Origin of the sequence: Streptomyces sp. NPDC002133 (genome assembly GCF_040296405.1) — a bacterium.
In the GTDB taxonomy this organism is placed as follows: domain Bacteria; phylum Actinomycetota; class Actinomycetes; order Streptomycetales; family Streptomycetaceae; genus Streptomyces.
The window spans coordinates 13615-38463 of sequence record NZ_JBEOXF010000062.1; the positions used below are offsets into that span (position 1 = coordinate 13615).

At 72.2% G+C, this 24849-nt stretch carries 26 protein-coding genes; 9 read left to right on the forward strand and 17 right to left on the reverse strand.

Going from position 1 to position 24849, the window contains the following annotated elements:
• Positions 1 to 82 precede the first annotated feature (82 nt).
• Positions 83 to 955 carry a DUF3626 domain-containing protein gene (locus ABT078_RS35240; protein WP_351235169.1) on the forward strand — a complete coding sequence of 291 codons (873 nt, stop codon included), beginning with the start codon at positions 83 to 85 and terminating at the stop codon, positions 953 to 955.
• Between the two features lie 54 nt (positions 956 to 1009).
• On the opposite strand, the gene ABT078_RS35245 is transcribed toward ABT078_RS35240, so the two are convergent.
• Both ABT078_RS35245 and ABT078_RS35250 read right to left on the reverse strand, forming a co-directional pair.
• Complete coding sequence (locus tag ABT078_RS35245; RefSeq protein ID WP_351235171.1) at positions 1010 to 1705, reverse strand: HAD family hydrolase; 696 nt, start codon at positions 1703 to 1705, stop codon at positions 1010 to 1012.
• A gap of 34 nt (positions 1706 to 1739) precedes the next feature.
• Positions 1740 to 2222 carry an Lrp/AsnC family transcriptional regulator gene (locus ABT078_RS35250; RefSeq protein ID WP_351235173.1) on the reverse strand — a complete coding sequence of 161 codons (483 nt, stop codon included), beginning with the start codon at positions 2220 to 2222 and terminating at the stop codon, positions 1740 to 1742.
• A gap of 509 nt (positions 2223 to 2731) precedes the next feature.
• On the opposite strand from ABT078_RS35250, the gene ABT078_RS35255 reads away from it, so the two are divergent.
• The 3 genes from ABT078_RS35255 to ABT078_RS35265 all read left to right on the forward strand — a co-directional run bounded on the left by ABT078_RS35255 (position 2732) and on the right by ABT078_RS35265 (position 6712).
• Positions 2732 to 4273, forward strand: coding sequence for an FUSC family protein (locus ABT078_RS35255; protein ID WP_351235236.1), 1542 nt, complete (start codon positions 2732 to 2734; stop codon positions 4271 to 4273).
• 152 nt (positions 4274 to 4425) lie between these two features.
• Positions 4426 to 5598, forward strand: coding sequence for a nitric oxide synthase oxygenase (locus ABT078_RS35260; RefSeq protein WP_351235175.1), 1173 nt, complete (start codon positions 4426 to 4428; stop codon positions 5596 to 5598).
• Between the two features lie 58 nt (positions 5599 to 5656).
• Complete coding sequence (locus ABT078_RS35265) at positions 5657 to 6712, forward strand: lactonase family protein (RefSeq protein WP_351235177.1); 1056 nt, start codon at positions 5657 to 5659, stop codon at positions 6710 to 6712.
• A 149-nt stretch (positions 6713 to 6861) separates the two neighbouring features.
• On the opposite strand, the gene ABT078_RS35270 is transcribed toward ABT078_RS35265, so the two are convergent.
• From ABT078_RS35270 to ABT078_RS35295, 6 genes are all read right to left on the reverse strand, one after another.
• Positions 6862 to 7782, reverse strand: a complete 921-nt coding sequence (locus tag ABT078_RS35270; protein WP_351235179.1) for a sirohydrochlorin chelatase — start codon at positions 7780 to 7782, stop codon at positions 6862 to 6864.
• Between the two features lie 95 nt (positions 7783 to 7877).
• Entirely contained in the window at positions 7878 to 8948 is a 1071-nt protein-coding gene (locus ABT078_RS35275; protein WP_351235182.1) for an N-acetylglucosamine kinase, read from the reverse strand.
• Positions 8945 to 9622 carry a uracil-DNA glycosylase gene (locus ABT078_RS35280; protein ID WP_351235184.1) on the reverse strand — a complete coding sequence of 226 codons (678 nt, stop codon included), beginning with the start codon at positions 9620 to 9622 and terminating at the stop codon, positions 8945 to 8947. Before ABT078_RS35280 ends, ABT078_RS35275 begins: the two co-directional genes overlap by 4 nt.
• A gap of 35 nt (positions 9623 to 9657) precedes the next feature.
• Positions 9658 to 10743: a WD40/YVTN/BNR-like repeat-containing protein gene (locus tag ABT078_RS35285; protein ID WP_351235186.1), complete on the reverse strand. Its 1086-nt coding sequence runs from the start codon at positions 10741 to 10743 to the stop codon at positions 9658 to 9660.
• Between the two features lie 219 nt (positions 10744 to 10962).
• Positions 10963 to 12042: an NADH:flavin oxidoreductase/NADH oxidase gene (locus ABT078_RS35290; protein ID WP_351235188.1), complete on the reverse strand. Its 1080-nt coding sequence runs from the start codon at positions 12040 to 12042 to the stop codon at positions 10963 to 10965.
• 135 nt (positions 12043 to 12177) lie between these two features.
• Positions 12178 to 12714: a MarR family winged helix-turn-helix transcriptional regulator gene (locus ABT078_RS35295; protein WP_351235190.1), complete on the reverse strand. Its 537-nt coding sequence runs from the start codon at positions 12712 to 12714 to the stop codon at positions 12178 to 12180.
• A gap of 100 nt (positions 12715 to 12814) precedes the next feature.
• On the opposite strand from ABT078_RS35295, the gene ABT078_RS35300 reads away from it, so the two are divergent.
• Together ABT078_RS35300 and ABT078_RS35305 are read left to right on the forward strand one after the other, a co-directional pair.
• Complete coding sequence (locus ABT078_RS35300) at positions 12815 to 13228, forward strand: organic hydroperoxide resistance protein (protein ID WP_351235192.1); 414 nt, start codon at positions 12815 to 12817, stop codon at positions 13226 to 13228.
• A 216-nt stretch (positions 13229 to 13444) separates the two neighbouring features.
• The gene (locus ABT078_RS35305) at positions 13445 to 13795 is read left to right on the forward strand and encodes an ArsR/SmtB family transcription factor (RefSeq protein WP_351235194.1); all 351 of its coding nucleotides are present in this window, start codon (positions 13445 to 13447) and stop codon (positions 13793 to 13795) included.
• Between the two features lie 55 nt (positions 13796 to 13850).
• Here the strand turns inward: ABT078_RS35305 and ABT078_RS35310 are convergent, their stop codons facing one another.
• Both ABT078_RS35310 and ABT078_RS35315 read right to left on the reverse strand, forming a co-directional pair.
• Positions 13851 to 15239, reverse strand: coding sequence for an FAD-dependent oxidoreductase (locus ABT078_RS35310; protein ID WP_351235196.1), 1389 nt, complete (start codon positions 15237 to 15239; stop codon positions 13851 to 13853).
• Between the two features lie 61 nt (positions 15240 to 15300).
• Complete coding sequence (locus ABT078_RS35315) at positions 15301 to 15978, reverse strand: DUF305 domain-containing protein (protein WP_351235198.1); 678 nt, start codon at positions 15976 to 15978, stop codon at positions 15301 to 15303.
• Positions 15979 to 16165: 187 nt separating this feature from the next.
• Here ABT078_RS35315 and ABT078_RS35320 point away from each other — a divergent pair, with 187 nt between their 5' ends.
• On the forward strand, positions 16166 to 17680 hold the full coding sequence (locus ABT078_RS35320) for an LVIVD repeat-containing protein (protein ID WP_351235200.1): 1515 nt from the start codon (positions 16166 to 16168) through the stop codon (positions 17678 to 17680).
• On the opposite strand, the gene ABT078_RS35325 is transcribed toward ABT078_RS35320, so the two are convergent.
• The 5 genes from ABT078_RS35325 to ABT078_RS35345 form a co-directional block, all read right to left on the reverse strand.
• Positions 17653 to 18351, reverse strand: coding sequence for a TetR/AcrR family transcriptional regulator (locus ABT078_RS35325; protein WP_351235202.1), 699 nt, complete (start codon positions 18349 to 18351; stop codon positions 17653 to 17655). The genes ABT078_RS35320 and ABT078_RS35325 overlap by 28 nt on opposite strands.
• A gap of 183 nt (positions 18352 to 18534) precedes the next feature.
• The gene (locus tag ABT078_RS35330; protein ID WP_351235203.1) at positions 18535 to 19221 is read right to left on the reverse strand and encodes a phosphatase PAP2 family protein; all 687 of its coding nucleotides are present in this window, start codon (positions 19219 to 19221) and stop codon (positions 18535 to 18537) included.
• Positions 19222 to 19254: 33 nt separating this feature from the next.
• Positions 19255 to 20190 (reverse strand): M56 family metallopeptidase, encoded by a 936-nt coding sequence (locus tag ABT078_RS35335; protein ID WP_351235205.1) that lies wholly within the window; start codon positions 20188 to 20190, stop codon positions 19255 to 19257.
• Between the two features lie 85 nt (positions 20191 to 20275).
• Positions 20276 to 20833, reverse strand: coding sequence for a DUF5134 domain-containing protein (locus tag ABT078_RS35340; protein WP_351235208.1), 558 nt, complete (start codon positions 20831 to 20833; stop codon positions 20276 to 20278).
• Positions 20834 to 21199: 366 nt separating this feature from the next.
• Positions 21200 to 21586, reverse strand: a complete 387-nt coding sequence (locus ABT078_RS35345; protein ID WP_351235210.1) for a VOC family protein — start codon at positions 21584 to 21586, stop codon at positions 21200 to 21202.
• A gap of 121 nt (positions 21587 to 21707) precedes the next feature.
• Between ABT078_RS35345 and ABT078_RS35350 the strand changes: the two genes are divergently transcribed.
• A complete protein-coding gene (locus ABT078_RS35350) occupies positions 21708 to 22259 on the forward strand; it encodes a GNAT family N-acetyltransferase (protein ID WP_351235212.1) in 552 nt (183 codons plus the stop codon).
• 55 nt (positions 22260 to 22314) lie between these two features.
• Here ABT078_RS35350 and ABT078_RS35355 read toward each other — a convergent pair whose 3' ends face one another.
• Positions 22315 to 22998: a glycerophosphodiester phosphodiesterase gene (locus tag ABT078_RS35355; protein ID WP_351235214.1), complete on the reverse strand. Its 684-nt coding sequence runs from the start codon at positions 22996 to 22998 to the stop codon at positions 22315 to 22317.
• 225 nt (positions 22999 to 23223) lie between these two features.
• Positions 23224 to 23793 (reverse strand): PadR family transcriptional regulator, encoded by a 570-nt coding sequence (locus ABT078_RS35360; protein WP_351235216.1) that lies wholly within the window; start codon positions 23791 to 23793, stop codon positions 23224 to 23226.
• Positions 23794 to 23895: 102 nt separating this feature from the next.
• Between ABT078_RS35360 and ABT078_RS35365 the strand changes: the two genes are divergently transcribed.
• Positions 23896 to 24768, forward strand: coding sequence for an alpha/beta hydrolase (locus ABT078_RS35365; RefSeq protein ID WP_351235218.1), 873 nt, complete (start codon positions 23896 to 23898; stop codon positions 24766 to 24768).
• Positions 24769 to 24849: the final 81 nt, after the last annotated feature.

Here is a 24849-nt window from a genome sequence, read left to right on the forward strand (position 1 = left end):
AGCCGTGTCGGGTACGGAGTTCGGCGCTGGGCAGGATGCAATCCGGATGCGGCGGCGGATCGCACTCGGGCACACTGCGCCGATGAGCGCTGACCCCTCCCGGCCGTCGCAGGAGCGAGCCCTTCGCCATGTCGAGGCCCTGTCGTCGGGGAATCCGCTCGGCTCCGAGCTACGAGTGACGCTGAACTTCCATCCGGACCGCGAGGTTGGCGACCGTGGGATCCTGCCCGAACTGGCAATCGGCGGCGTTTACCGCTCGCAGTTCGTCACCGGAACGAGCAACGGGGGACTGACAGCTCACCCCGGTGGGGACCGTTGGCGCTGGGAGAGCAGGATCTTCGGCGGCGCGTACGACGACGCACCCGCCGAGGAGCGTCCTGTCTACGGTGCGCTGAACTTCCGGCGCAAGCCCTTCGGCGCGGCGCCACGATTCGGATCCGCCCACGTCCGACTCGCCGCCGGGACGCTTCGACGCACCACGTTCTGCTACCCGGACAGTTTTCTCGAGCCGTCGGCATTCGGTGTCGCCTCCCGCATGGCGCTCATCGAGCTCGCCGAGGCCGGCGGACAGGACGCTCTCGACGACTACGTCGAGGCGCAGGTGCACGGGCCGGTGAGGCTCGACCGTGACGTGGAGTCCCTGGTCCTGGATCCGAGCTACCGCGGCACGGCCGTGGAGGCGGCCGCTCGCCGGCTTCCGTGCCCCGTCGAATGGCACTCCGGCTTCCGGCTCACCGTCGAGGACCTGGGACGCCACCCCGACTACCGCGGACAGGAGTACGTGGAGCTCGGCACCGAGATCGCGGTCGACGGCCTGCTCGATCCCCGGATCATCGGAAACGCAGCCCGAACCGGCCGCCACGACCCGCAGGCGCTCAAGAAGGTCTGGCACTGCCTGGCGCGGTTCGGCACGCCACTGCACACGGCTGACGAAACGCCGCGCCCCGAGCCGTGACGGAAGCCGGCCGGGCCGGGCGCAGCCGCTCCGGCAGGCTCCCCTGCCGCGCGTTCAGACGGGCGGAACCGGCCGGGTGAGCCAGTCGTACGCCGCCTGGGCCGTGAACTCCGGCTGGCCGCCCGGGAAGAGCAGCCCCGCCGTGCGGAAGGCGTCGCCGGCGGCCGTCTCGGGCACGTACGGGACGGCGATGCAGCGCATTCCGGCGGCGTGTGCCGCGGCTGCGCCGGGCGGGGCGTCCTCCACGACGACGCAGTCGGCGGGCTCCGCGCCCAGCCGGTGCGCCGCCTCCAGGAAGACGTCCGGCCGGGGCTTGCCGTGCGCGACCTCCTCGGCGGAGACCAGGGTGGTCAGGTACACACCGAGGCCGGTGCCCTCCAGGACCGCCTCCATGGCCGCGCGGGAGGAGCCGGAGGCCACGGCCATCGGCACGCCTGCCGCGTCCAGCCGCTCGACGAACTTCCGCATCTCCGGGTAGACCTCGGTCTTCGCCCGGGCCAGCGTCAGGTAGTGCCGGTTTTTGCCGGCCAGCAGGTCCTCGAGGGGGGCGTCGATCCCGTACTCCTCGCGCAGGCTCTCCAGCGTCTCGCGGGTGCCGATGCCGATGAAGCGTGTGTGGTGCTCCCAGCTGAAATCGGAGATGCCGTAACCGGCGAGGACCCGGCGGCCCGCCTCGTAGTAGTTCGGCTCGCTGTCGACGAGCGTCCCGTCGAGATCGAAAATGACCGACGTCCTTCGCGCAGTGCTCATGGACTCCAGGATGCCGACCTGCCTGGCGAAGGCGTCAGCGTGCCCCGTCGGCGGTGCGTCCCACCGATTCCACGAGCGGCAGCAGCCGGTGCGGCACGCGCTCCCGAAGCGCCATCTCCGTGCGCGTACGGACCACGCCCGGCAGGTTGATCAGCCGCTGGATGACATCCTCCAGGTGACCGTTGTCACGGGCCACCACCCGCGTCAGCAGATCCCCGCCTCCGGTGATCGAGAAGGCCTCGACGATCTCCGGCACGTCGGCGAGCGCATCGCCCACCTCGTCCAGACGCCCCTGAGTGACCTCGATGTGGACGAAGGCCAGCACCGGATGGCCCAGCGCGGCGGGGGACAGGAACGGCCCGCTGCCGGTGATCACCCCGTCGCGTTCGAGCCGGTCGATCCGGGCCTGGAGCGTGCCGCGCGCGATGCCCAGGATGCGCGCGTACTCACGCAGGCTGGTGCGCGGCTGCTCGATCATCAGCCGCAGGATACGGGTGTCGAGTCCATCGACCGCCATGGTCCGTTGGCCTCCTCCGGCCGCTCGGAAGCGACTCCACACTGTACCAATGGCTCATGGCCGCCTTGACGAGCCGAGCCACCGCCCGGTGATGCGCGAGGTGATTTCGTTCTTCGATCGGAATGGGACGATCCGCCGGGTCGCGACGCCCATGTCCGTACCGCTCATCTGCCGGACCGCGACCCAGGATGCGGCGGCGAGCCCGCGTCAGGCCGCGGACGGTGAGTGGCAAGGGCGACCGGTGTTCCGTTGGCTTCCCGGCTGCCACTGTGCGGGCTGATCCACTGTGCCAATGGCCCTGTCGATGATGCGCCCTTTGAGCCAGTGGGCCCCTGGGTGGTTATCCTTGTCGCATCCATGTACTTACGGCGCCGCGCAGCGCCGGACGGCGACGAGGCCGGATCCGGACCGCGGTGCCCTCGTCGTGCCTGCCCGCCGTCCACGACCCCGGACGGCCGCGGGTGCGACGCACACCACTGCAAGGGGGGCGGCCGACCGCCGTGAAGAGGATGTTCGTGGCTCCGGACCCGGGGCGTGTCCGCCTGAGGTTGTCCGCGCGCGCCGTGCTCGGCATCGGCCTCGCGGTCGCCGCCGCCGAGCTGGCCGGGCTCTCCCTCAGCGCCTCCATCACCGGGGGCCTCGCCGCGCTCCTCGCGCTCTTCACCGTCGGCGATCCGACCGTACGCCGCCAGGCCGTCACCACCGCCCTGCTCCCGGCCGTCGGCCTTCCCGCCCTCGCGCTCGCGACCATGCTGCACGGGCTGCCGCTGCTGCGTGACACGGCCTGGCTCGCGGTGGTCTTCCTCGGCGTGTACGCGCGGCGCTGGGGCCCGCGCGCGCATGCGCTGGGGATCTTCGCCTTCATGATGTTCTTCACCACGCAGTTCCTCCACGCGGTCCCCGCACAGCTGCCGGAGCTGTACGGCGCCGTCGCGCTCGCCCTCGTCGCCTGCTCCGCGGTCCGCTTCGGGGCGTGGTGCATCGAGCGGCGCACGCCGCCGCCCGCGGCGCCCGCGCCGCTGCCGGGCCGGGGGCTGGCCCGGCCGACGACCCGGCAGGCCTTCCAGGCCACCCTGGCCTGCGGAGTCGCGCTCGCGGTCGGTCAGCTGCTGTCCCAGGAGCGCTGGTACTGGGCCGTCGGCACCGCGTGGTGGATCTTCGTGAACACGGCGTCGCGCGGCGAGACCCTCGTCCGCGGCTTCCGGCGCGTCGTCGGGACGGTCACCGGTATCGCGGCCGGGCTGCTCATCGCCGTACCGCTGGACGGCGCGCCGGGGCCCACCGCCGCGCTGGTCGCCGTCTGTGTCTTCGGGATCTTCTACACCGCCGCACCCTCCTACAGCTGGATGATGTTCTTCGTCACGGTGATGGCCGGACTGCTGTACGGGCTCCTCGGCGTCCTGCATCCCGGGCTGCTGCTCCTCCGCTTCGAGGAGACGGCGGTCGGCGCCCTGGGCGCCGTGATCGGCGTCGCGCTCGTGCTGCCCGTCACCACGCACGCGGCGACCGACGCATGGATCCGGCGTGCCGTGCGCTGCGTGCACGAGTGCACCACGGCGGCGACGCGCAGGCTGGCCGGGGACACGGAGGCCGACCCCGCACCGCTCGCCGCCGAGCTGGAGCTGCTCCTCGGGCGCGTACGGATGTCGCTGGCGCCGCTCGTCCACCCGCTCAGCCCGCTGCGCGCGCGCAAGGCCCGTGCCCGCCAGGTCATCGCCCTGCTGGACGACTGCGCCCGCGAGGTGCGCGGCCTGGCCACCGTCGCGGCCGACCCGGACGCCTCGCACGACGCGCGGCTGGCCGCAGCCTGCTGGCGTGTCGAGGCGGCCGTGCACGCCCTGGAGTCGCCCGACCGCGCGACCGCATCGGCCGGGACCGGCCACGCAGCCGTCCCGCGGGCCGCGGCCGAAGGCCGGGTCGCCCTGCCCGCCCAGCGGCAACACCCCACCGCGGACGCCGCTCTCACGCATCTGCACGGGCTCGAGCGGGCGCTCGCCGAGCTCGCCGCGCCCCTCGGTACCTCTCCGCGCGCCCCGCTCGTCTCCGCCTGACCGGACCCTGCCCGGGCAACGGCAGGGCCTTGCCCGGCACATGCCTCCTGCGAGAGGCATGTGCGAGTGGCACGTACAGGGTGGATCAGTCCGCAAATGGGGTAGTGGTGGGCAATCATGTCCCGTCCCCGTCACGACCGAGGGTGCGCACCATGCGGAAGACCCGTCGAAGAGCCGCCGCCGCCCGCAGCAGCCGTCACACGCAACTGCGGCACGAAGCCGAGGAGTTCCTGCGTCTCCATCACCGTGAGGAGCCGGCGTCGGGCGGTCCTGCCGCCCTTGCCGCCCGTATCGCCGCCGTCAACGCCGAGATCGACGCGACCGGAACGTACCGGCACACCGCGGCCGAACTCGCCCACGGAGCACGCGTCGCCTGGCGCAACAGCAACCGCTGCATAGGACGCCTCTACTGGCGCTCGTTACGCGTCAGGGACCGCCGTGACGTCCGCGACGCCGACACCATGGCCGCCGAGGCCGGCGCCCATCTGCGGGAGGCGACCAACGGGGGCCGGATACGACCCGTGATCACGATCTTCGCACCCGACGCACCCGGCCTGCCCGGCCCGCGCATCTGGAACGAGCAGCTGGTCCGTTACGCGGGCTACGCCGACCGGTACGGCAGCGGCGTCACCGGCGACCCGCGCAACGCCGGCCTCACCGCCTACGCCCAGCGGCTCGGCTGGCCGGGCGGCCCCGGCAGCCCGTTCGACGTACTGCCCCTGGTCATCCAGGGCAGCGACGACAAGCCCCGGTGGTTCGCACTGCCGGACGACGCCGTACTCGAGGTCGCACTGCGCCACCCCGACGACGACTGGCACGCGGCCCTCGGGCTGCGCTGGCACGCCGTACCCGCCATATCCAACATGTGCCTGGAGGTCGGCGGTGTCTGCTACCCGGCGGCGCCCTTCAACGGCTGGTACATGGGCACCGAGATCGGCGCCCGCAACCTCGCCGACACCGACCGCTACCACCTGCTGCCGGTCGTCGCCGAACGGCTCGGCCTGGACACCTCCACCGACCGCACCCTCTGGAAGGACCGCGCGCTCGTCGAACTCAACCGGGCCGTCCTGCACTCGTTCGACCGCGCCGGGGTGACCCTCGCCGACCACCACACCGAGGCGCGCCGCTTCCTCACCCACATCGACCGCGAGCACGACAGGGGCCGCCGGGTGGGCGCCGACTGGTCCTGGATCGTGCCGCCCATCTCCGGCTCGGCCACACCCGTCTTCCACCGCACGTACGACACGACGGAGTCGAAGCCCGCCTTCGTCCACCACCGGGAGGCGCTGGCGCGCGCCCGGGGCGAGGAGGAGGGGATGGTCTAGACCGTGCCTGCTACCGTCGGCCCGGCAGAGGACATGCCGACGGCGAAGGGTTAGCGCAATGGGCGACACGAGCGGCGGACGGGCCTTCATCGGGTCCTTCACCTCGGCGGGCGGCCGGGGGATCATCACGGCCGCCGTGGACGACGACACCGGGGCCCTCACGGAGACCGCCGCGACGGACGCCGTCGCCGACCCGTCGTATCTCGCCCTCGGCGTGGCGGAGAGGGGCCCGGTCCTCTACGCCGTGTCCGAGACCGAGGAGGGAGCCGTCGCGGCCTTCGACATCAGCGACGACGCGGCGGCGCCCATGCTCCTGGGCCCGCCTGTCCCGGTGCGCGGCGCAGGCCCCACGCATCTTGCCCTGGCCTTCGGCCACCTGTTCACCGCCAACTACACCTCGGGCAGCGTCAGCGCCCTGCCCGTCGGCCCCGGCGGGGAGCCCGGCGCCGCCGTCGGCGTGCTGCGGCACGAGGGCGCGGGCCCGCATCCGGAGCGGCAGCGCGCCCCGCACACCCATCACGTGGTCCCCGACCTCACCGGAGGACGACTCCTCAGTGTCGACCTCGGCTCCGACCGCGTACGCATCCATGAGCTCGACCCGTCCACCGGGGCCGTGACGCTGCACGGCGAAACCGCGTTGCGGCCGGGCACGGGGCCGCGCCAGCTCGCGTTCCACCCCTCGGGCCGGTACGCGTACGTGCTCAACGAGCTGGAGCCGACCCTCACCGTCTGCCGCTGGGACGCGGGCGAGGGCGTGCTCGAACCTCTCGGCGAGACCGCGGTCGTGCCCGAGGGCGCCGAAGGCCCCAGCTACGCCTCCGAGGTGGCCGTGGCGCACGACGGCCGCTTCCTGTGGGTGGCCAACCGGGGCCACGACTCCATCGCCGTCGTCCGGCTCGATGCCACGGGGGAGAAGGCCCAGCTGGTCACCACCGTGCCGTGCGGCGGTCACTGGCCGCGCGGCCTTGCCCTCGACCCGACCGGGACCAGGCTGTACGCCGCCAACGAGCGTTCCGGCGACGTCACCTGGTTCCGGATCGACGACGAGACGGGTGTGCCGCACAGGACGGGGTCCACGGAGGCCCCGGCGGCGTCCTGCGTCGTCTTCGCCTGACCGTATGCCGTGCTCCGCCGACGGCACTGCGTCGGCGGCGTGCACGAAGGGGCCCGTGCCGTGTCGGCGCGGGCCCCTTCCGTCTGTGCGGACGTGACTGTCCCGGTACGGACGCGATGCCGCGAGGATGTCCCCGGGCGTCGGCCGGATCAGTGGGCCTGAGCCCCCTGCGGCTGCGTCGGGATGCCCAGCGCGGTCGTGTACTGGGACAGCACCAGCTTGCCGATCGCCGGGTACGCGCCCAGCGGCTCGGAGGCGGCGCAGCCCGCCTCCTCGGCAGCAGCGGCCAGCAGACCCTCCGGCAGCTCGGGGCCGACCAGATACGGGGCCAGGGCCAGCTGACCGGAACCGGAAGCGCGCAGCTCCTCGGCGGTCGCGGCGATCGCGCCCTCCTGGTCCAGCGCCGCGGCCATCACCGGCACGGCGAGCCGGGCGGCCAGCAGCATGCCCGTGATCCCGGCGGCCTGGACGGCCTCGTCGCCGCCGACCGTGGCCAGCACGATGCCGTCGGCGGCCGTCGCGACCGTGAACAGCCTGGCGCGGTCGGCGCGGGCCAGGCCGGCCTCGGAGAGGCGCACGTGCAGCGCCTCGGCGAGCAGCGGGTGCGGGCCGAGCACATCGGTCAGTTCGGCCGTCGTCCGGCTGTCCATGACCGCCTGGCGGATCCGGCGGGTCAGGGCGCTGTCCGGACCCGCGAGCAGCGGGACCACGACGGAGGCCGGGCCCTCGGGCTCGGCGACCTCACGACCGGCGGCCTTGGCCAGTTCGTACCGCTCGATACGCTGCGCGGCCGACTGCGCGAGCACGCTCCCCAGCGTGGGGTACTCGGCGTCGTCACCGTCGAGGTAGCCGATCGCGGCGTTGAGGCCGGGCAGCTCCGAACGGGCGATGCTGACGACTTCCTCGGCGAGGCCGCGTATCGCGGAGGTGGGGGTGCCGGGCACGGCGAGAACGAGCGCGGGCGCGCCCTCGGGGGCGGCCACGGGCTCCGGGCGGCGGTGCCGCCCGGGCTGGCGGGGTCGCGGCATTCGTACAGGCAGGCCGGATGCAGGCCCAGTGGGGGAGCTCATGGCGCCGCATGCTACTGGTTTTGTCGGCGCAGCTGTTCGGGGAGGGGGCACTCGCGCGACGTCTGTCCGTATTTATCCGGTGAATTCGTTAACGGCTAGGTGTCCTGGTCTGCGTCATCGGACGGCGCTGTCACCCGGAGCATGCGAGGGTCGCGCGGCAGCGTCAGCGAGTCGGTCGCGAGGGCGGCGGCGAGGGTCAGTGAACCGTTGAGCGGATCGCCCGCCGCGGACACCGGCCGGGCGTGCGGCAGTTGTGCGGACAGCGCCTCCCGCAGCGGTACGAGAAGGGGGTCACCCATCTTGAACAGGCCTCCGGTCAGGGCGACTTCGCACGAACCGGCCGACGGCGGCGGACAGACCGCGGCCGCGGCGGCGGCGATGTCGTCGGCGGCTCCGGCGAGGATGCGCGCGGCGACCGGATCGTCGGCCGCGCAGCGGGCGACCTCGGGTGCGAAGGAGGCCAGCAGCGCCGGCCGGTCGGAGCGCGGATAGAGCAGCCCCGGCAGCTCGTCCGCCGGGCCGAACACCGCCTCCAGCCTGGCCAGCAGCGCGGCCGAACCGCCCCTGCGCCCGTCGTGCCCGCGCATGGCCGCCTCCAGGCCCGCCCGGCCGATCCATGCGCCGCCGCCGCAGTCTCCGAGCAGATGACCCCAGCCGTCCGCCCTGCGCCAGCCGGTGAGATCCGTCCCGATCGCGATCATGCCGGTCCCGGCGGCGACGACCGCCCCCGGCCGCTGCCCGATGGCCCCCGCGTACGCGGTCACGGCGTCGGCGGCGAGCGCCAGCCTGCGCACCCCGAACGCCGCTTCCAGCGCCCCCGGGAGCACGGCCCGCAGATCGTCCCCGAGCGTGGCCATCCCGGCGGCCCCGATGGCGACGGCGGCCGGCCCGGCGGCTCCGCCGGCGCCACCGTCCGTGCCCGGCGCGGGCGGCGAGTCGCCCGTACCCGTGGAACGGGCACGCTCGAGCAGCGCACGAGCCATCGGCAGCAACTGCTCCAGCAGATGCGCGGCGTCGATGCCTGCGGGGCCGGTACGGACCGGTTCCCGCGATGCCGTCGTCAGGGCGGACGACGGATCGGCGGCCGGGGCGAGTGCGACCCGCAGACCGGAGCCCCCGGAGTCGACCCCCAGCACCCATCCGCCCACGGCGCCGCCGCCCGTCATGGCAGCCGCCAGTCCACAGGCTGCGCCCCCTGGCGGATGAGCAGTTCGTTCGCCCGGCTGAACGGGCGGGAGCCGAAGAAGCCGCGGTCCGCCGACATCGGTGAGGGATGCGCGGACTCGATCGACGGCAGCTCGCCGAGGAGCGGACGCAGATTGCGCGCGTCACGCCCCCACAGCACGGACACCATGGGCTTGCCACGGGCCACCAGGGCCCGGATGGCCTGCTCGGTCACCTCTTCCCAGCCCTTGCCGCGGTGCGCGGCCGGCCTGCGGGGAGCCGTGGTCAGCGCTCTGTTGAGCAGCAGCACCCCCTGCCGGGTCCAGGGCGTGAGGTCGCCGTTCGACGGCCGGGGCAGCCCCAGGTCGGTGTTCATCTCGCGGAAGATGTTCTCCAGACTGCCCGGCAGCGGCCGTACTTCGGGGCCCACCGAGAAGCTCAGCCCGACCGCATGTCCAGGGGTCGGATACGGATCCTGGCCGACGATCAGGACCCGCACCTCCTCGAAGGGCTGCTGGAAGGCGCGCAGGACATGCGCACCCGCCGGCAGATACGTCCGCCCCGCGGCGATCTCCGCGCGGAGGAAGTCGCCCATCGCGGCGATGCGTTCGGCCACCGGACCGAGGGCGTGCGCCCATCCCGGCTCGACAATCTCATTCAAGGGTCGTGCTGCCACGGGGCGTCACTCTACTGGCCCCGCGGAGCCCTCTCTCAACCGACCGTGGCCGCCCGGACACACAGCACATCCGGCAGATGCGAGGCGAGCTGCTGCCAGCTGTCCCCGTCGTCGGCGCTCGCGTACACCTCGCCGTTGCGGTTGCCGAAGTACACCCCCGCGGGGTCCGCGTCGTCCGTGCACATGGCGTCGCGCAGCACTGTGCCGTAGTGGTCGCCCTCGGGGAGCCCGGCCGACAGGGGCTCCCAGCTGCTGCCCGCGTCGCTCGTACGGTAGACCCGGCAGCGCCGTCCGGCCGGGACACGGTCCGCGTCCGCGGTGATGGGGAAGACATAGGCCACGTCCGCCCGGTGCGGATGCGCGGCGACGGTGAAGCCGAAGTCGGAGGGCAGGCCCTCGCCGATGTCCGTCCACTTGGCGCCCGCGTCGTCGCTCCGGTACACCCCCCAGTGGTTCTGGAGATACAGCCGGTCGAGATCGACCGCGTCCTGCGCGATCTTGTGGACGCACTGGCCGAACTCGGGGTGGGGATCGGGCAGGAAGACCGCCGATACTCCCTGGTTGGAGGGACTCCAGCCGGCGCCGCCGTCGCGGCTGCGGAACACCCCGGCCGTGGACACTGCGACCGTGACGGCGTCCGGGTCCCGCCGGTCGGTGATCACCGTGTGGACGGCCTCACCGCCGCCGCCCGGCACCCATTTCGCGCGCGTCGGGTGCTCCCACAGCGGTCGTACCAGTTCGAACGTCTCGCCGGCGTCATCGGAGCGGAACAACGCGGCCGGCTCCGTCCCCGCGTAGACGACGTCCGGCGCCGCCGGCCCCGCCGGGTGGAGCTGCCAGACGCGCTCCAGGGAGGCCCCGGTGTCCTTGGGGAACTTGACCGCGGGCTTCGCCGGCTCGGTCCAGCTCGCGCCCAGGTCGTCGGAGTGGAACACGGAAGGGCCCCAGTGCGAGCTGTCGCCGCCGACGAGCAGCCTGGGTACCGGGCGGCGCGTGTCGATCCCGATCGAGTACACCGCCTGCGCGTTGAAGTGGGGGCCGTCGAAGTCCCATCGGCCGCCGCGCCTGCGGCCGATGAAGAGCCCTTTGCGAGTGCCTACAGCGAGCAGTACGTCGGTCATGGCCGACACCTCCAGGACGCCGTTGTCACGGATACGGGCCAGTCTGCACCCGACCACTGACAGCGGCCCGTGGTTCGGCACTCCCGGCAGGTCGGCCCGGCAGGTCGGCCCGGCCGGGCGCGGCGTCGTGACCGGCGCGTTCCCGACCGGGGCGTCCCCATGGGTCTCGTCGACCGGTCGGCCCGGGTTCCGGGCGGCCGGAGTGCCGCCGTACGCCCGTCAGACCGAGCGGTGGTACTGCTCCGGGACCCGGACGCGGCCCCCGAGCTCGTGCGCCGCCTGCCGCGCCCACGACGGGCTGCGCAGCAGTTCGCGGCCGAGCAGCACCGCGTCGGCCTCGCCGTTGGAGACGATCTTCTCGGCCTGCTCCGCCTCGGTGATCAGCCCGACGGCCGCCACCGGCAGTCCTGTCTCGGCCTTCACCCGGGCGGCGAACGGCACCTGGTAGCCCGGGCCGACCGGAATGCGTACCCGCGCGGCGTTGCCGCCGGACGAGACATCCAGGAGGTCGACGCCGTGCTCCTTAAGCAGCGCAGCGAAGCGCACCGTCTCGTCGGCCGTCCAGCCCTTGTCGTCGAGCCAGTCCGTGGCCGAGATCCGGAAGAACACCGGCAGGTCTTCGGGCCACACCGCCCGTACGGCGCCGACGACTTCGAGCGCGAGCCGGATGCGGTTCCCGAAGGAGCCGCCGTACTCGTCCGTGCGGTGGTTGCTGTGCGGGGAGAGGAACTCGCCGATGAGATAGCCGTGCGCGCCGTGCACCTCGACGACCTCGAAGCCCGCGTCCAGCGCGCGCCGCGCGGCGTCCGCGAACTGACCGACGACCTCCGCGATCTGACCGGTGGTCAGCGCATCGGGGACCGGGTGCCCTTCGTCGAAGGCCACCGGGCTCGGCCCGAAGGGCTGCCATCCGCCCGCTTCGGGACCGACCGGGGCGCCGCCCTCCCACGGGCGGCCGGTGGATGCCTTGCGGCCGGCGTGCGCGATCTGGACGCCGGGGACGGTGCCCTGCGCCTTGAGGAAGCCGGTGATCCGGCGGAAGGCCTCCACCTGGGTGTCGTTCCAGATGCCCAGGTCGTGCGGGCTGATCCGGCCCTCGGGAGAGACCGCCGTGGCCTCGGTGAGGATCAGCCCGGTGCCGCCGGTCGCGCGGGCCGCGTAGTGGGCGAAGTGCCAGTCGCCCGGGACGCCGGCGTTCGGTCCGTCCGCCTCCGCGCTGTACTGGCACATCGGCGCCATCCAGACGCGGTTGGGCACGGTCAGCAACCGAAGGGTGTACGGCTCGAACAGGGCGCTCACGGCGGACTCCATTCACGACGGGCCGAAATAGATACTCGTACGATACTCATCGTAGTACGGCAATTGTCAAACTACGAGACTCCTCGTACAAGGCCGTCGGTCCGCCGTCGTTCGGCAGTCGCCGCCCGTCGGCCGTCAGCCCGCGTCGGTGTCCGGGTCCGCGCCGGCCCCCGCGTCCGTCCCCGCGCAGGCCGACCAGTCGCCGAGGCCCAGATCGGCCGCGTCGAGCTTGGCGGTCAGCGTCGCCAGTCGCTCCTGCAGATCGCCGATCTCCGTGAGGGTCAGTCCGGTGGCCGCCGCGATCCGCTGCGGAACGAGGACGGCCTGCTCCCGGAGCGCCGTGCCCTGCTCGGTGGTGCGCACGGTGACGGAGCGCTCGTCCTCCGTGCTGCGCCGGCGTTCCACGAGGTCGAGCGCCTCCAGTCGCTTCAGCAGCGGGGAAAGGGTGCCGGAGTCCAGGCGGAGGCGGGCCCCGATGGTCTTGACGGGGAGTTCGCCGTGCTCCCAGAGCACCAGCAGTACCAGGTACTGCGGATACGTGATCCCCAGATCCTTGAGGATCGCCCGGTAGACGCCGTTGAAGGCGCGCGAGGCCGCGTGCAGCGAGAAGCAGATCTGGTGGTCGAGGCGGAGGATCTCCGCTTCCCACGTGGCGTCCGGTGTCGTCTTCATGGGGTCCAGGGTACCTATCACTCACGCCATTGAGTTGTGCGCAACTGAGTTGTGTGCTGTAGTTGCTCCTGTCAGACCCCATCGACAGAGGGATGTCCCGATGAACGCGCTGTACACCGCCGTCGCCACCGCCAACGGCCGCGAGGGGCGCGCCGTCAGCTCCGACGGCCGCCTCGACCTGGCCCTTGCCGCGCCCGCCGCCCTGGGCGGCAGCGGCGAGGGCACCAACCCGGAGCAGCTCTTCGCGGCCGGTTACGCGGCTTGCTTCGCGAGCGCCCTCGGCCTGGTCGGGCGCCAGGCCAAGGTCGACACCAGCGCGATCTCGGTCACCGCCGAGATCGGCATCGGCAAGGACGAGGACGGCGGCTTCTCCCTCACGGCGACGCTCCGCGTCGAGCTGCCGGAGGCCCTCGCGGGTGAGACCGGTGAGCTGCTGGTGAAGCAGGCCCACCAGGTCTGCCCCTACTCCAAGGCGACCCGCGGCAACATCCCGGTCGAGCTGATCGTCGAGTAGTCGCCACGGCGCCGCGCCCCGACGCGACCAGCCGGTCACGTGGACCGCGCGTCCCGGGGCGACGCGGGGCGGGGCAGGGGAAGGCGACGCAGGTGCGGTGCCCGGTCGTCCGGGCACCGCACCCGCGTCGCCCTTCGTCCCCCGCCCGACCCGTCGCCCCGGGGCAAACTACGATGAGTCTCGTACCATGGAGTCCCCGGATGAAGTGGAGCCGCCGTGACCACCGCGACCAGCCCTCGCGCACTCGCCCACCCCGCGCGCGAGGAGATCCGCCTGGAAGGTGTGCTCCACGCGCTGTCCGACCCGATGCGGCTGCGGGTGGTACGGGAGCTGGCGACCGCGGCGGACCAGCTCTCCTGTTCGTACTTCGACCTGCCCGTCACGAAGTCCACGACCACGCACCACTTCCGTGTGCTGCGCGAGAGCGGTGTGATCCGGCAGATCTACCGGGGCACGGCGAAGATGAACAGGCTGCGCCGCGACGACCTGGACACCCTGTTCCCCGGCCTCCTCGACAGCGTTCTCGCCGCGGCAGCCCGCGAGGCGGGCCGCCGCGGCACCGACTGATCCGTCCCGGGTGGCCGGGCGCCTGTGTCACCCCTCCCGGATCGCCGTTCCTGGATCAGGCCGCCGGCTCCTTCGGCGCCGACTCCACGCCCGCCGCCGCCTCGAGCAGCCCTGCCCAGTCGGCGATCTTCACCGAGCGCCGCCCCAGCGACCTGCCCAGTGCCGCCTCGGCCTCCTCGATCGCCTCCCAGCCGGGCCACTCGACGGGCCGGTGCCCCAATTCCCGTAGCACCTCGAGCGGTTCGCCGGCGAGCCGACGGGTCGACAGCTCGGCGGCGTCCGCGAGCAGGGACGTCACCGTCTCCTTGGCGCACGGCCGGTTCGTGCCGATCACCCCGGTGGGGCCGCGCTTGATCCATCCCGCCACGTACTCGCCCGGTGAGCGGACGCCGTCCCGCAGCACCCGTCCCGCCTCGTGCGGCACGGTTCCCCGCGCCGTGTCGAACGGCAGCCCCTCCAGCGGCACTCCGCGGTAGCCGACCGCCCGCAGCACCAGCTGTGCCTCGATCTCCTCGTACGTCCCCGTGCCGCGCACGCCGCCCGAACCGTCGGGAACAGTTCGTTCGAAGCGCACCGCCGCGACCCGCCCGTCGCCCTCCAGCAGTTCCACGGGCCGCAGGAAGAACCGCAGATGGATGCGGCGCGAGCGCTCGCCGGCAGCGTCGGGAGCCGACGGTCCGGCGGCCCAGCCCCGTACGACGTCGACGTTGCGCCGGTTCACGGCGGGCAGCCCCGACGGGTCCGCGTACCCGGGATCCAGTCCGAGATCCGACGGCTCGACGGAGACGGCGGCGTCCGGCAGCCCGCCCAGCTCCCGCAGTTCCTTCGTCGTGAACTTGGCCTGTGAGGGGCCGCGCCTGCCGACCATGTGCACCTCGCGCACCCCGCTCTGGGCCAGTGCGTCGAGCGCGGCATGCGGCACGTCGGTCGGAAGCAGCTCCGCCGCGCCGCGCGCGAGGATCCGCGTCACGTCCACGGCGACATTGCCGACCCCGATCACCACCGCCGACCGCGCGCCGCCGAGCGCGAAGTCCTCGGCCGCGGCGTCCGGGTGCGCGCTGTACCAGGACACAAAGTCGGTGGCCGAGCAGCTGCCGGGCAGATCCTCGCCCGGCACCCCGAGCCTGCGGTCTCGCGCCGCCCCGACGCAGTAGACGACCGCGTGGTAGAGCTCGAGCAGCTGCGCGGGCCCCGGCCCGGTCGCGCCCACCTCGATGTTGCCGATGAAGCCGATGTGCTCGTCCTCCAGGACCGTCCGGAGGTTGTTCTGCAGCGACTTGATCTTCTCGTGGTCGGGCGCGACTCCGTATCTCACCAGCCCGTAAGGAGTGGGGAGCCGGTCCAGCACGTCCACACGGACGTCCGGGACCAGGGACTGCTGGACGAGGGCCTGAGCGGTGTACACCCCGCTCGGGCCAGAACCGACGACGGCGACTCGAAGCACAGCTGCGCTCCTTCCCGCAGGGTTCTTCCAGGATTGCATCTGGGAGGGCGCACGGGGAGGCTCACATCGCGCGCATACGGTTGATCTCTGCCGTCTGCTGTGCGATCACATCATTGGCCATTTCCTCCACCTGGACGTTGTTGCCCTGTGCGAGAACGTCGCCGGCCATGGTGACCGCGCCCTGGTGGTGGGTGATCATCAGCTTGAGGAAGAGCTCGTCGAAGGCCTTCCCGCGTGCCGCGCGCAGCTGGTCCAACTGTGCCTTGGTGGCCATTCCGGGCATGGCGGCGTGATCGTGGGCGCCGTGACCGCCCCCGCTCGTTCCGTCCTTCCCGCCGCCGTTGCTTTTCAGCCAGCCCTCCATCGCCCCGATCTCCGGCTGCTGCGCCGCCGTGATGCGCTCGGCGAGCCGCTTGACCGGGTCGCTGCCCGCGCGATCCGGCACGAGATTGGTCATTTCCAGGGCCTGGGTGTGATGGATGATCATCATCTGGGCGTAGGCGACGTCGGCCGAGTTGGCGCTGTTGTCGGGCAGCGCCTTCTTCGCCTCCTCAGCCGACAACGTCTTCGCCGGCTCGCCCGGTTTCCCGGGCGCGACCACGGACGGACCCCCCTCGCCCTTGGCCTCGGCCGTGCCGCCGGACCCCGACTCGCAGGCGCTCAGGGCGAGTAGGGCGGCCACCGCCGCCGCGGCGATCGCGGTTCTGCCGGCGGGGCCGGATCTACGGCGAAGCAACACAGCAACCTCCTGGAGCGCTTGGGGTCGTCAGCGAGTCGTCGGTGATCGTACTAGCAAGCTTGCACGGCTCAATGATCAAAATCTTTCATTACGGCTCTGCTTCCATCTGTTGGAATGGGCATGCAAAGGACGATACTGCCGGGGTCCAAGAACCGTTCAACTTCGAACGGAGACAAGGGAGGACGCAGTGATCTCGTTGCACACCACCCGCGTGCGGCGCAGACGTCTGGGCGTGGCAGCAGCCGCGGCCGGGCTGCTCGCCACACTGTTGACGGCCGCGCCCGCGGCCGCCATCCCCGACCCCGGGGACACCCCGACCCAGGGGACGGTCTCCTCGGCCCAGCGCGCCGACGCCCGGGCAGCCGTGGCGAACGGCGAGATACCCGGCGTGGACGAGATCGTCCACAGCGACAACATCCAGCCCCTGGTCAACATCCCCAAGGATGCTCTCCCGGGTACCAACTCCGACCTGGCGTTCCAGGGCAAGTACGCCTTCGCCGGCAACTACGACGGCTTCCGGATCTTCGACATCAGCAACCCGAGCGCCCCGAAGACCGTCTCCCAGGTCCTGTGTCCCGGGTCGCAGAACGACATCTCCGTCTCCGGGAACCTGCTCTTCCTCTCCACCGACTCCTCGCGCAGCGACAACTCCTGCAACAGCGTCTCGCAGCCCGCGACCGAGAAGTCGTCCTGGGAGGGCATGAAGATCTTCGACATCAGCGACAAGCGCAACCCGAAGTACGTCGCCGCTGTCGAGACCGCGTGCGGTTCGCACACCCACACCCTGGTGCCCGAGCGCCGCAACGTGTACGTGTACGTCTCCTCGTACTCGCCGCGTACGGAGTTCCCGGACTGCCAGCCGCCGCACGACGGGATCTCCGTCATCAAGGTGCCGCGCAACGCCCCCGAGAAGTCCGCGATCGTGAACTTCCCGGTGCTCTTCCCGGGCGAGGGACCGGACGGCGGCGGCAACCCCGGCGCTCCGACGAACCCGGGTGTCTCCAAGACGACGGGCTGCCACGACATCACCGTGCTGCCGTCGGAGGACCTCGCGGCGGGCGCCTGCATGGGTGACGGCATCCTGTTCGACATCGACGACCCGGAGCACCCGAAGGTCATCGACCGGGTCCAGGACAACGTCAACTTCGCGTTCTGGCACTCGGCGACGTTCAACCAGCGGGCCAACAAGGTCGTCTTCACCGACGAGCTGGGCGGCGGCGTCGGTGCCACCTGCAACGCGGCGGTCGGTCCGAACCGCGGCGCGGACGGCATCTACGACATCGTCGGCAAGGGCGACAAGCGCAAGCTCGTCTTCCGCAGCTACTACAAGATCGACCGTCACCAGGCGGACACCGAGAACTGCGTGGCCCACAACGGGTCGATCATCCCGGTCAAGGGACGCGACATCATGGTCCAGGCCTGGTACCAGGGCGGTGTCTCGGTGTGGGACTTCACCGACTCGGCCAAGCCGAAGGAGATCGCCTTCTTCGAGCGCGGTCCGGTCTCCACCACCGCGAACATCACGGCCGGCTCGTGGTCGGCGTACTACTACAACGGCTACATCTACTCCAACGACATCGCCAAGGGCTTCGATGTATTGAAGCTCGACGACCGTCGCACGGACCCGGCGAAGCGCATCCGGATGGACGAACTCAACGTGCAGACCCAGCCGGACTACTTCGACGACTTCGACGACGACTGATCCGACGAGAACCGGTCCGGCGGGGTCCGATCCCCTTCCGGATCCTCGTGAGCGTGACGCGTCCCGCCGGGCGGCTCATCGCCCGGCGGGACGCCGAGCTCCCAGTCCAGCCCGTACCGCTGGAACAGCTCCGCCCGCAGCCGCTCCAGCGGCATCGGCGCACCGGGCAGCGCCACCGCGAACACCGCGCCCATGAGCAGGGCGCGCAGCAGCGGATAGTCGGTGTCCACGTCCTGCGCGCCGTACCGCTCCACCGTGTCGCGCAGCAGGAATGCCAGCCGCTGCTGCTCCGGGCACTGGACGAACCCCTCGGCCTGCAGAATGCCCGCCATGTGGGCCCGCATCAGCACCGGCCGGTCCACCGCCAGCCCCAGCACCGCGTCGATCGCCCGCGCCAGCCGCTCCCGGCCGTCCTCCGTGCGCGGCTCGCGCTCCAGCGCCGCCTCCAGCGTCAGATGCATCATCCGGTGCACCGCCGACTGGAAGAGCTGCCGTTTGCCGGGGAAGTAGTACGAGATCAGACCGCGCGCCGACCCCGCGCGGTCCGCGATGTCACCCAGCGTCGTCGCCTCGTAGCCGCGCTCCCCGACGAGGTCCAGGGTCGCCTGCAGCAGACGCTCCCGAGAACGCCGACGGAGCTCTTCATTGACCGATGCGCTCCGCGGGGACATGCTTAACTCCTGCGTTGACTGGCTCCGAGCCAATATACTCAGCGCTCACCGCTCCGGTGCACTTACGTGCCTGGTCAGCGGGGTGACCGGCCCGACCGGGCGACGCGGGGGATCGCCCGGTCCGGTCGGCGTCGTCCTGCCCGGAATCCGGTGGGGCGTGCTCGGAATCCGGTGCGCCGTGCGTCATTCCGCGTCTCCGGGCGACCGGAAGGTGAACCGCTCGTACGACGCAGCGGCCAGGGCCACCAGACACGCCCCCAGCAGCCAGCCGGCCACGACGTCCGTCAGCCAGTGCACCCCGAGGTAGATCCGGGTGAAGCCCACCCCGAGCACCGAGACGGCGCACACCAGCACCGCGGCCCACCACAACCGTGGCCCCACGCCCTGCCGGCCCAGCAGCCACAGCAGCAGACCGAGCGTGACCATCGCGGTCATCGCGTGCCCGGAGGGGAACGCGGCGTAGTGCGCCGAATCCACCGGGTCCTGCCATCGTGGCCGCTCGCGGCCCAGCGCCCACTTCAGGACCTGCTGCAGGGCGGTGCCCAGCGCGCTCGCGGCGGCCACCCAGAGCGCCAGTAGCGCCGCCCTCCGGAACAGCAGCAGCACGACCACAGCGGCGATCAGCAGCCGCATCGTCCACGGGTCCCAGACCCAGTCGCTGAACACTCGGTTGACGTGCGTGAACCCAGGCTCGGCGAGCGCCGAGCGGTGCAGCTCGTCGGCGACCGTGACGTCCAGGGCCATCAGCGGCCCCCACGCGGCGCCGACCAGCACCAGTAAGAGCGCGGCCAGGCCGGCGGTCAGCGAAGCCGTGCGGGCGGGGGAGGGGACCGGGGTGCGCGGCCGCGTGGGCCGGGAGGGGCGACGCATACGGAGATCCTTGCCGACGACCACCGCGGCGGGCTATCCCAGAGCGCGCAGACCCGGCACGAATGCCACGAGCAGCGGTACGACGGGGACCAGCGCCGCCGCCGCGGTCAGCCCCAGCCGTTGGCCCGCGGCGAGCCGGGGGACCGGAGCCAGCAGGCGGTTCACGCGCTTCGGCAGCTGTGCGTCCGGCGCCGGACCGGGGCCGAACACTCCGCGGTGCTCGTTCAGTTCCACCAGCGCCAGCGCGATCGTCAGCCGGCCGAACCGCCGCGAGGCCACATCGTCCGCGGCCAGCTCCACCAGCCGGTGCATCTCGTCGCGGAACGCGGCGAACACCGGCACCTGCGGAAAGCCGTTCGCCAGGGCCGCCGAGCAGTGCAGCAGCCAGTCGTGCCGGGCCCGCGCATGCCCCTGCTCATGGGCCAGCACCGCATCGAGCTGACGGCCTTTCAGACGCCGTAGCGCGGCGGTGGTGACGACCAGCTGGGGTGCGGCGCCCGGCAGCCACCAGGCGTCGGGCCGCTCGCCCTCCAGCAGCACCAGCGACTCGCTGCCCGGCCCCTCGCCCGGCAACGACGGAGCACGCACCAGCAGTTCCGCCCTGCGCCGTCTGCGCCGCGCGTACGCCCGGTGGATCTCCCGGGTCAGCATCGCGGCCGTCCACAGCCCTCCGCACGCCAGCAGCACGGCGAGCACCGCCGACCACGGTCCGTGCGCAGCCAGCGCGTACGCCTCCACCACAGAGTTCGGCGCGGGCGCGAACACATGGCCACGGACCGCCTGCCAGGCCGCCGCCGCGCTGAACGTCATCGAGAGCCCGAAGCTCAGCAGCACCGCGGCCACCACGCACTGCCACACCCACAGCGCCACCACGGGCTCGCGCTCCGGCCAGTCGGCCCGCGACATCACTCGCGGTGCCACGACGGCGGCCAGTGCGCCGAGCGACAGCAGCGCGAGGGAGACCCACATACCTGCCAGCTTATGAGCGCGGTACTACCCCCGGGTACGGTCTCGCACGGCAAGTGACGTACGCCACGGTTGTACCGAGCGTGGCTCACACGGTGAGGAGCATGGCGACCATCGCCACGCCCATCGACACCCTGCAGGCCAGCGCCAGCTCGGGCCGCGCGCCCCACGCCACGGTCCCGCCGCCCGCGGCCGAGGCCACCGGCACCAGCCGCGTCCCCGCACGCAGCACGAACACGGCGAAGTAGACGAGCAGGGCCCCGGTCAGCAGCGGCACCCCGCCGGCCCGGCCGTGCCCGGAATGGCCCCCACCGCCCGGCGCCATCGTCAGCGCCATGTACACCATGGCCAGCGATCCCACCAGATGGTGCAGATGATGCCCCGCGCCCGACGGCAGCCGCGCCGCCCACAGGGCCCGCAGCGCCGCCGCGCCGAAGACGGCCGCGTACACCAGCCAGGCCCACGGCGGTGGCGGTACGACGGCGGCGGGAACCGCCATCGCGGCCATCCCGAACCCCATCACCGCCTCGCCGCCCGCCGCCCCGCGCGCCTCATCGGGACCGCTGCGCACGCGCACCAGACAGTACGCACCCGATGCCGCGCACAATGCGACGAGCAGCCAGCCCGACATCGCCGGTCCGTGCACCGAGCACCTCCCCGCTCGACGGTGTCGAGGGGGTGATGCCCGCGTCGCGCACGGCACATACGAGCGCACAGGCGTACACGGGGCGCTCGGGACGGCGGGGGCCGGTGACGCGGCGTCCGAGGGCACGTCTTTCGGATCTTGCCGAGCTCGCGTGTGCCGGCAAGCGCTCCCCGGAGCTTCGCCTGGGGGTACCCCCAGCTGTGTGGCCCTCGGTCACCGGCTCCCGCGTGGCCCTCCGGGCACGGGCGGTACCCCCCACCGGGTCGATGTCCGCCTCCGCCTTGCAGCTGCACGCAGTGCTGTGACATCAACCGCTCCGCGGCGGGCCGCTCGTGGATCCGGCCTGATCCACGAGTCAGGCAGGCCCTACGGCCGGTGTCGCAGCGGATGGTCCTCGGGCACCTCGACCACCGCGATGCGCACCCCGTCCGGGTCGGTCAGCCACATCTCGACGAGTCCCCACGGCTCCCGCTGCGGGGGCCGCTCCACCGTCGCCCCGTGCGACATCACATGCCCGTACGCCGCCTTCGCGTCCGAGACCTGGAGCCACAGCGCGATCCCGGGTGCGGGCGGGGTCGGCGAGCGTCCGGAGAGCTCCAGGAAGCCCCCGCCGAGGAAGTAGACCGTGCCCCGGTCCGGGCCGGTGCCGAACTCTCGGTAGATCTGCAGGCCGAGTACGTCCTCGTAGAACCGCCGGGACCGCTCGGGATCGGTCGGCCGCAGAAGGATGCGGCTGCTCAGCACGTGCATCATGGTCAGCACAGTAGACCGCGGCGGCGCCCGCGTTAGGCTCCTCGGGACCGCGCCTTCGCGCGTGTGCCGCGCGTGCGCGCGTGTGCAGCGTGTACGAGGAGAGAGAACGGAGACCCGCACCATGGAGACCGCCCCGTCCCGGCACCCGGCCGAGCTCACCTTCCGCGACGCCGCCGAGGCCGACGTGCCGGCGCTCGTCGAGCTGATCGAGTCGGCCTACCGAGGGGATGCCAGCCGGGCGGGCTGGACCACGGAGGCGGACATCCTGGACGGGCAGCGCACCGACCCGCAGGGCGTCCGCGAGGTCATCACGGCGGCCGGCAGCCGACTGGTCGTCGTGGAGCGCGACGGCGAGCTGATCGCCTGCTGCCAATTGGAGCACCGGGGCGACGCGGCGTACTTCGGCATGTTCGCCGTACGACCGGAGCTGCAGGGCGGCGGCCTCGGCCGGCGGATCATCACCGAGGCCGAGCGCATCGCGCACGATTCGTGGGGCGTGAGCGAGATGCACATGACCGTCATCTCGGTGCGTGACGAGCTCATCGCCTGGTACGAGCGGCGCGGGTACCGCCGTACGGGAAGGACGACGCCCTTCCCGTACGGCGACGAGCGCTTCGGCGTCCCGCAGCGCGACGACCTGCAGTTCGAGCTCCTGGTGAAGCCCCTCGGCTGAGGAGTCCTCCGGGGAGGCCGCAGGGACGCCGCGGGGGAGCCGCCCCGAGGCTCCGTCAGGCCGTGAAGCGTCCGGTGCGCCGGATCTCGGGGAAGTCGGTGGTCGCGCCGTCGAGTTCGAGAGCGCGCACCAGCCGCAGATGGTCCAGGGTGTTGACGACCCAGCCGATGACCTTGAGACCCTCGTTGTGCGCGTGCTCCACGGTCTCCAGCGTCAGCCGGCGGATGTTCAGGGCGAGGGTGGTGGCGCCCACCGCCTGTGCGCGCTCCACCAGATCGCTCTCCCAGCGGCCGGCGATGAGGGCGGTCCGCACTCCCGGCACCAGCGTGGCGATCTCCTTGACGGCGTCGTCGTGGAAGGACGACACCTCGACCCGGCTCACGAGATCGCGCTTGTGCATCACCTCTGCGAGCGCCCGCGCCGCCGCGATGTCCTTGATCTCCGCCTGGAGCGGCGCGCTCACGGCGTCCAGGACCTCCTCGAAGAGGGGGATGCGCTCGCCCTGACCCGCATCGAGCTCCCGCAGCTCGGCGAGGGTCTTCTCGGCGATCGGTCCGGTGCCGTCGGTCGTCCGGTCGACCTCCGCGTCGTGCATGACGACGAGTGCGCCGTCCTTGCTCAGATGGAGATCCAGCTCGATGGCATCCATACCCTCCCGCTGGGCACGGACGAAGGAACGGAGAGTGTTCTCCGGCTCGACACCCATGACCCCGCGATGACCGATGGTGAGGAAACTCAAGATCTTCTCTCTTCCGTCGTCTTGTCGGGTCGTCGCCTTCGGGGCGCTGCAGGCCACGCGTCCCTCGGCTCCGGCGGCTCGGCCCCCGTGCGGCAACTGGTGCCCCACGCGGCACGGCCGCAGCCTAACGGCCGCCGTGCCGGGCGGACCCGGTCGTGCACAAGCCCGCGGAGCGTACGGGGACGGGCCGGAGCGGCTTGTTCCGCGGGCCGTGGGCTCATCGCTTCACCCGCGAGTGGGCGCGTCCCCCGGGCCTTGACGGATCCGCTCCAGGTCGTTCAACAGCGCCCCGGCCAGCTCCAGCTCGGCGAGATGGTGCCGCTCGCTCCAGCGCAGTGCCACCTGCGGATGCGCCCAGTCGTCCACGCCCTCGGCCCTGGCCGGTGCGGCCCGTACCTCCTTCAACTCGGCCCTCGTGCGGTCGATGTGCTCGTCGACGAGCGCCCGCAGCCTTTCGGGCGCGGCCAGATGCCCCAGCCACACCCTCAGCACCAGCGGGTGCTTCAGGACGGGCGGGCCCGCGTCCCCGTCGGCCCCGGCCCAGTTGGCGAGCGCGGAGCGGCCCGCCTCGGTGATCGCGTACCGGCGCTCGGCGCGGGGCTCCTGCGGTCCGGAGCGCTGCGAGGTGACGTGGCCCAGGCCCTCCAGCCGCCGCAGTTCCGCGTAGATCCGGCTGATCGCGGGCGACCGGTAGAAGAAGCGCAGCGAGGCGTCGGCCCACTTCTTCAGCTCGTAACCGGTGCGCTCACCGGGGAACGAGAGCAGCCCGAGCACGGCCCACGCCGTCGCGGGCAACTCCGCCGCGGACAGGCGCTGTCGTATGTCTTGTCCATCAGCATCTGACGACTGGTCATATGGCGAATTGAAATAGCGGCAGCCCACAGGAAGCAACCCGTCGTGAGGCGATCGCTGGTGAAGTTCTCCGTCATCCTCGAGGCCCAGCTCGCCGATCCGACCGTCGAGCGCGAGCACCAGATCATCCGTGACTGCGTCGAACAGGCCGTGCTTGCAGAGGAGATGGGCTTCGACCGGATCCGAGCCGTGGAGCACCGCGGCTTCACCCTCTGCGGCCTCGACACGTACGCGCGCACGTGCCGCGCCCTGTGCCGCACCGCGGGGTCCGTCGTCGTCTCCGTGGATCACCCGCTCGCCCCAGAGGCGCCCTTCCCCGTGCCGGTGGAGGACGCGTACGCGGCGCTCGTCCGGGCGGCCGGCCACATCGGTGAGCTCGGCGGCGACGCGGCTGCGCTGGTGGTCGCGGGCGACAGCTCGGTCGGCATGCTCGCCGCCGCGATCGCTCTCCTCGCACGCGACCGCGGCGGCCCGGCCCTCGCCCTCCAGGTGCTGGTCCACCCGGCCACCGATGCGGCCATGGACACGGACTCGTACCGGACCAACGCGCGCGGCCAGTACCTCACCGCCATGCATCTCGCCTGGTTCCGGGCGCAGTACCCGGGCCCGGACGGCGACCCGGCCCATCCGCTCGCCTCACCCCTGCGGGCCCGCCCGGAGGGCCTGCCGTCCGCGTACGCCGTCACGGCAGGCTGCGATCCGCTCCGCGACGAGGGGCGGGTGTACGTCACGAGGCTTCGGGATGCGGGGGTCCCGGCCGTCCGTGCACACTTCCCTGAGATGTTCCACGGCTTCCTGGCGCTGACCGGACAGCTCGAGGCCGCCCGGCGGGCGGTGCGCGGTGTGGCCGAAGCCATCGACTCGATATCGGGATCTGACAGCAAAATCTGCGGCGAGCCAGGGGGCGCGGCAGGATAATTTCCCATGGTCGCACTTGTACGGAAGAACTACGCATGGATACGGTGTCTTGACGCGAGGTTCTCCCGTGGAGGAAGTGAC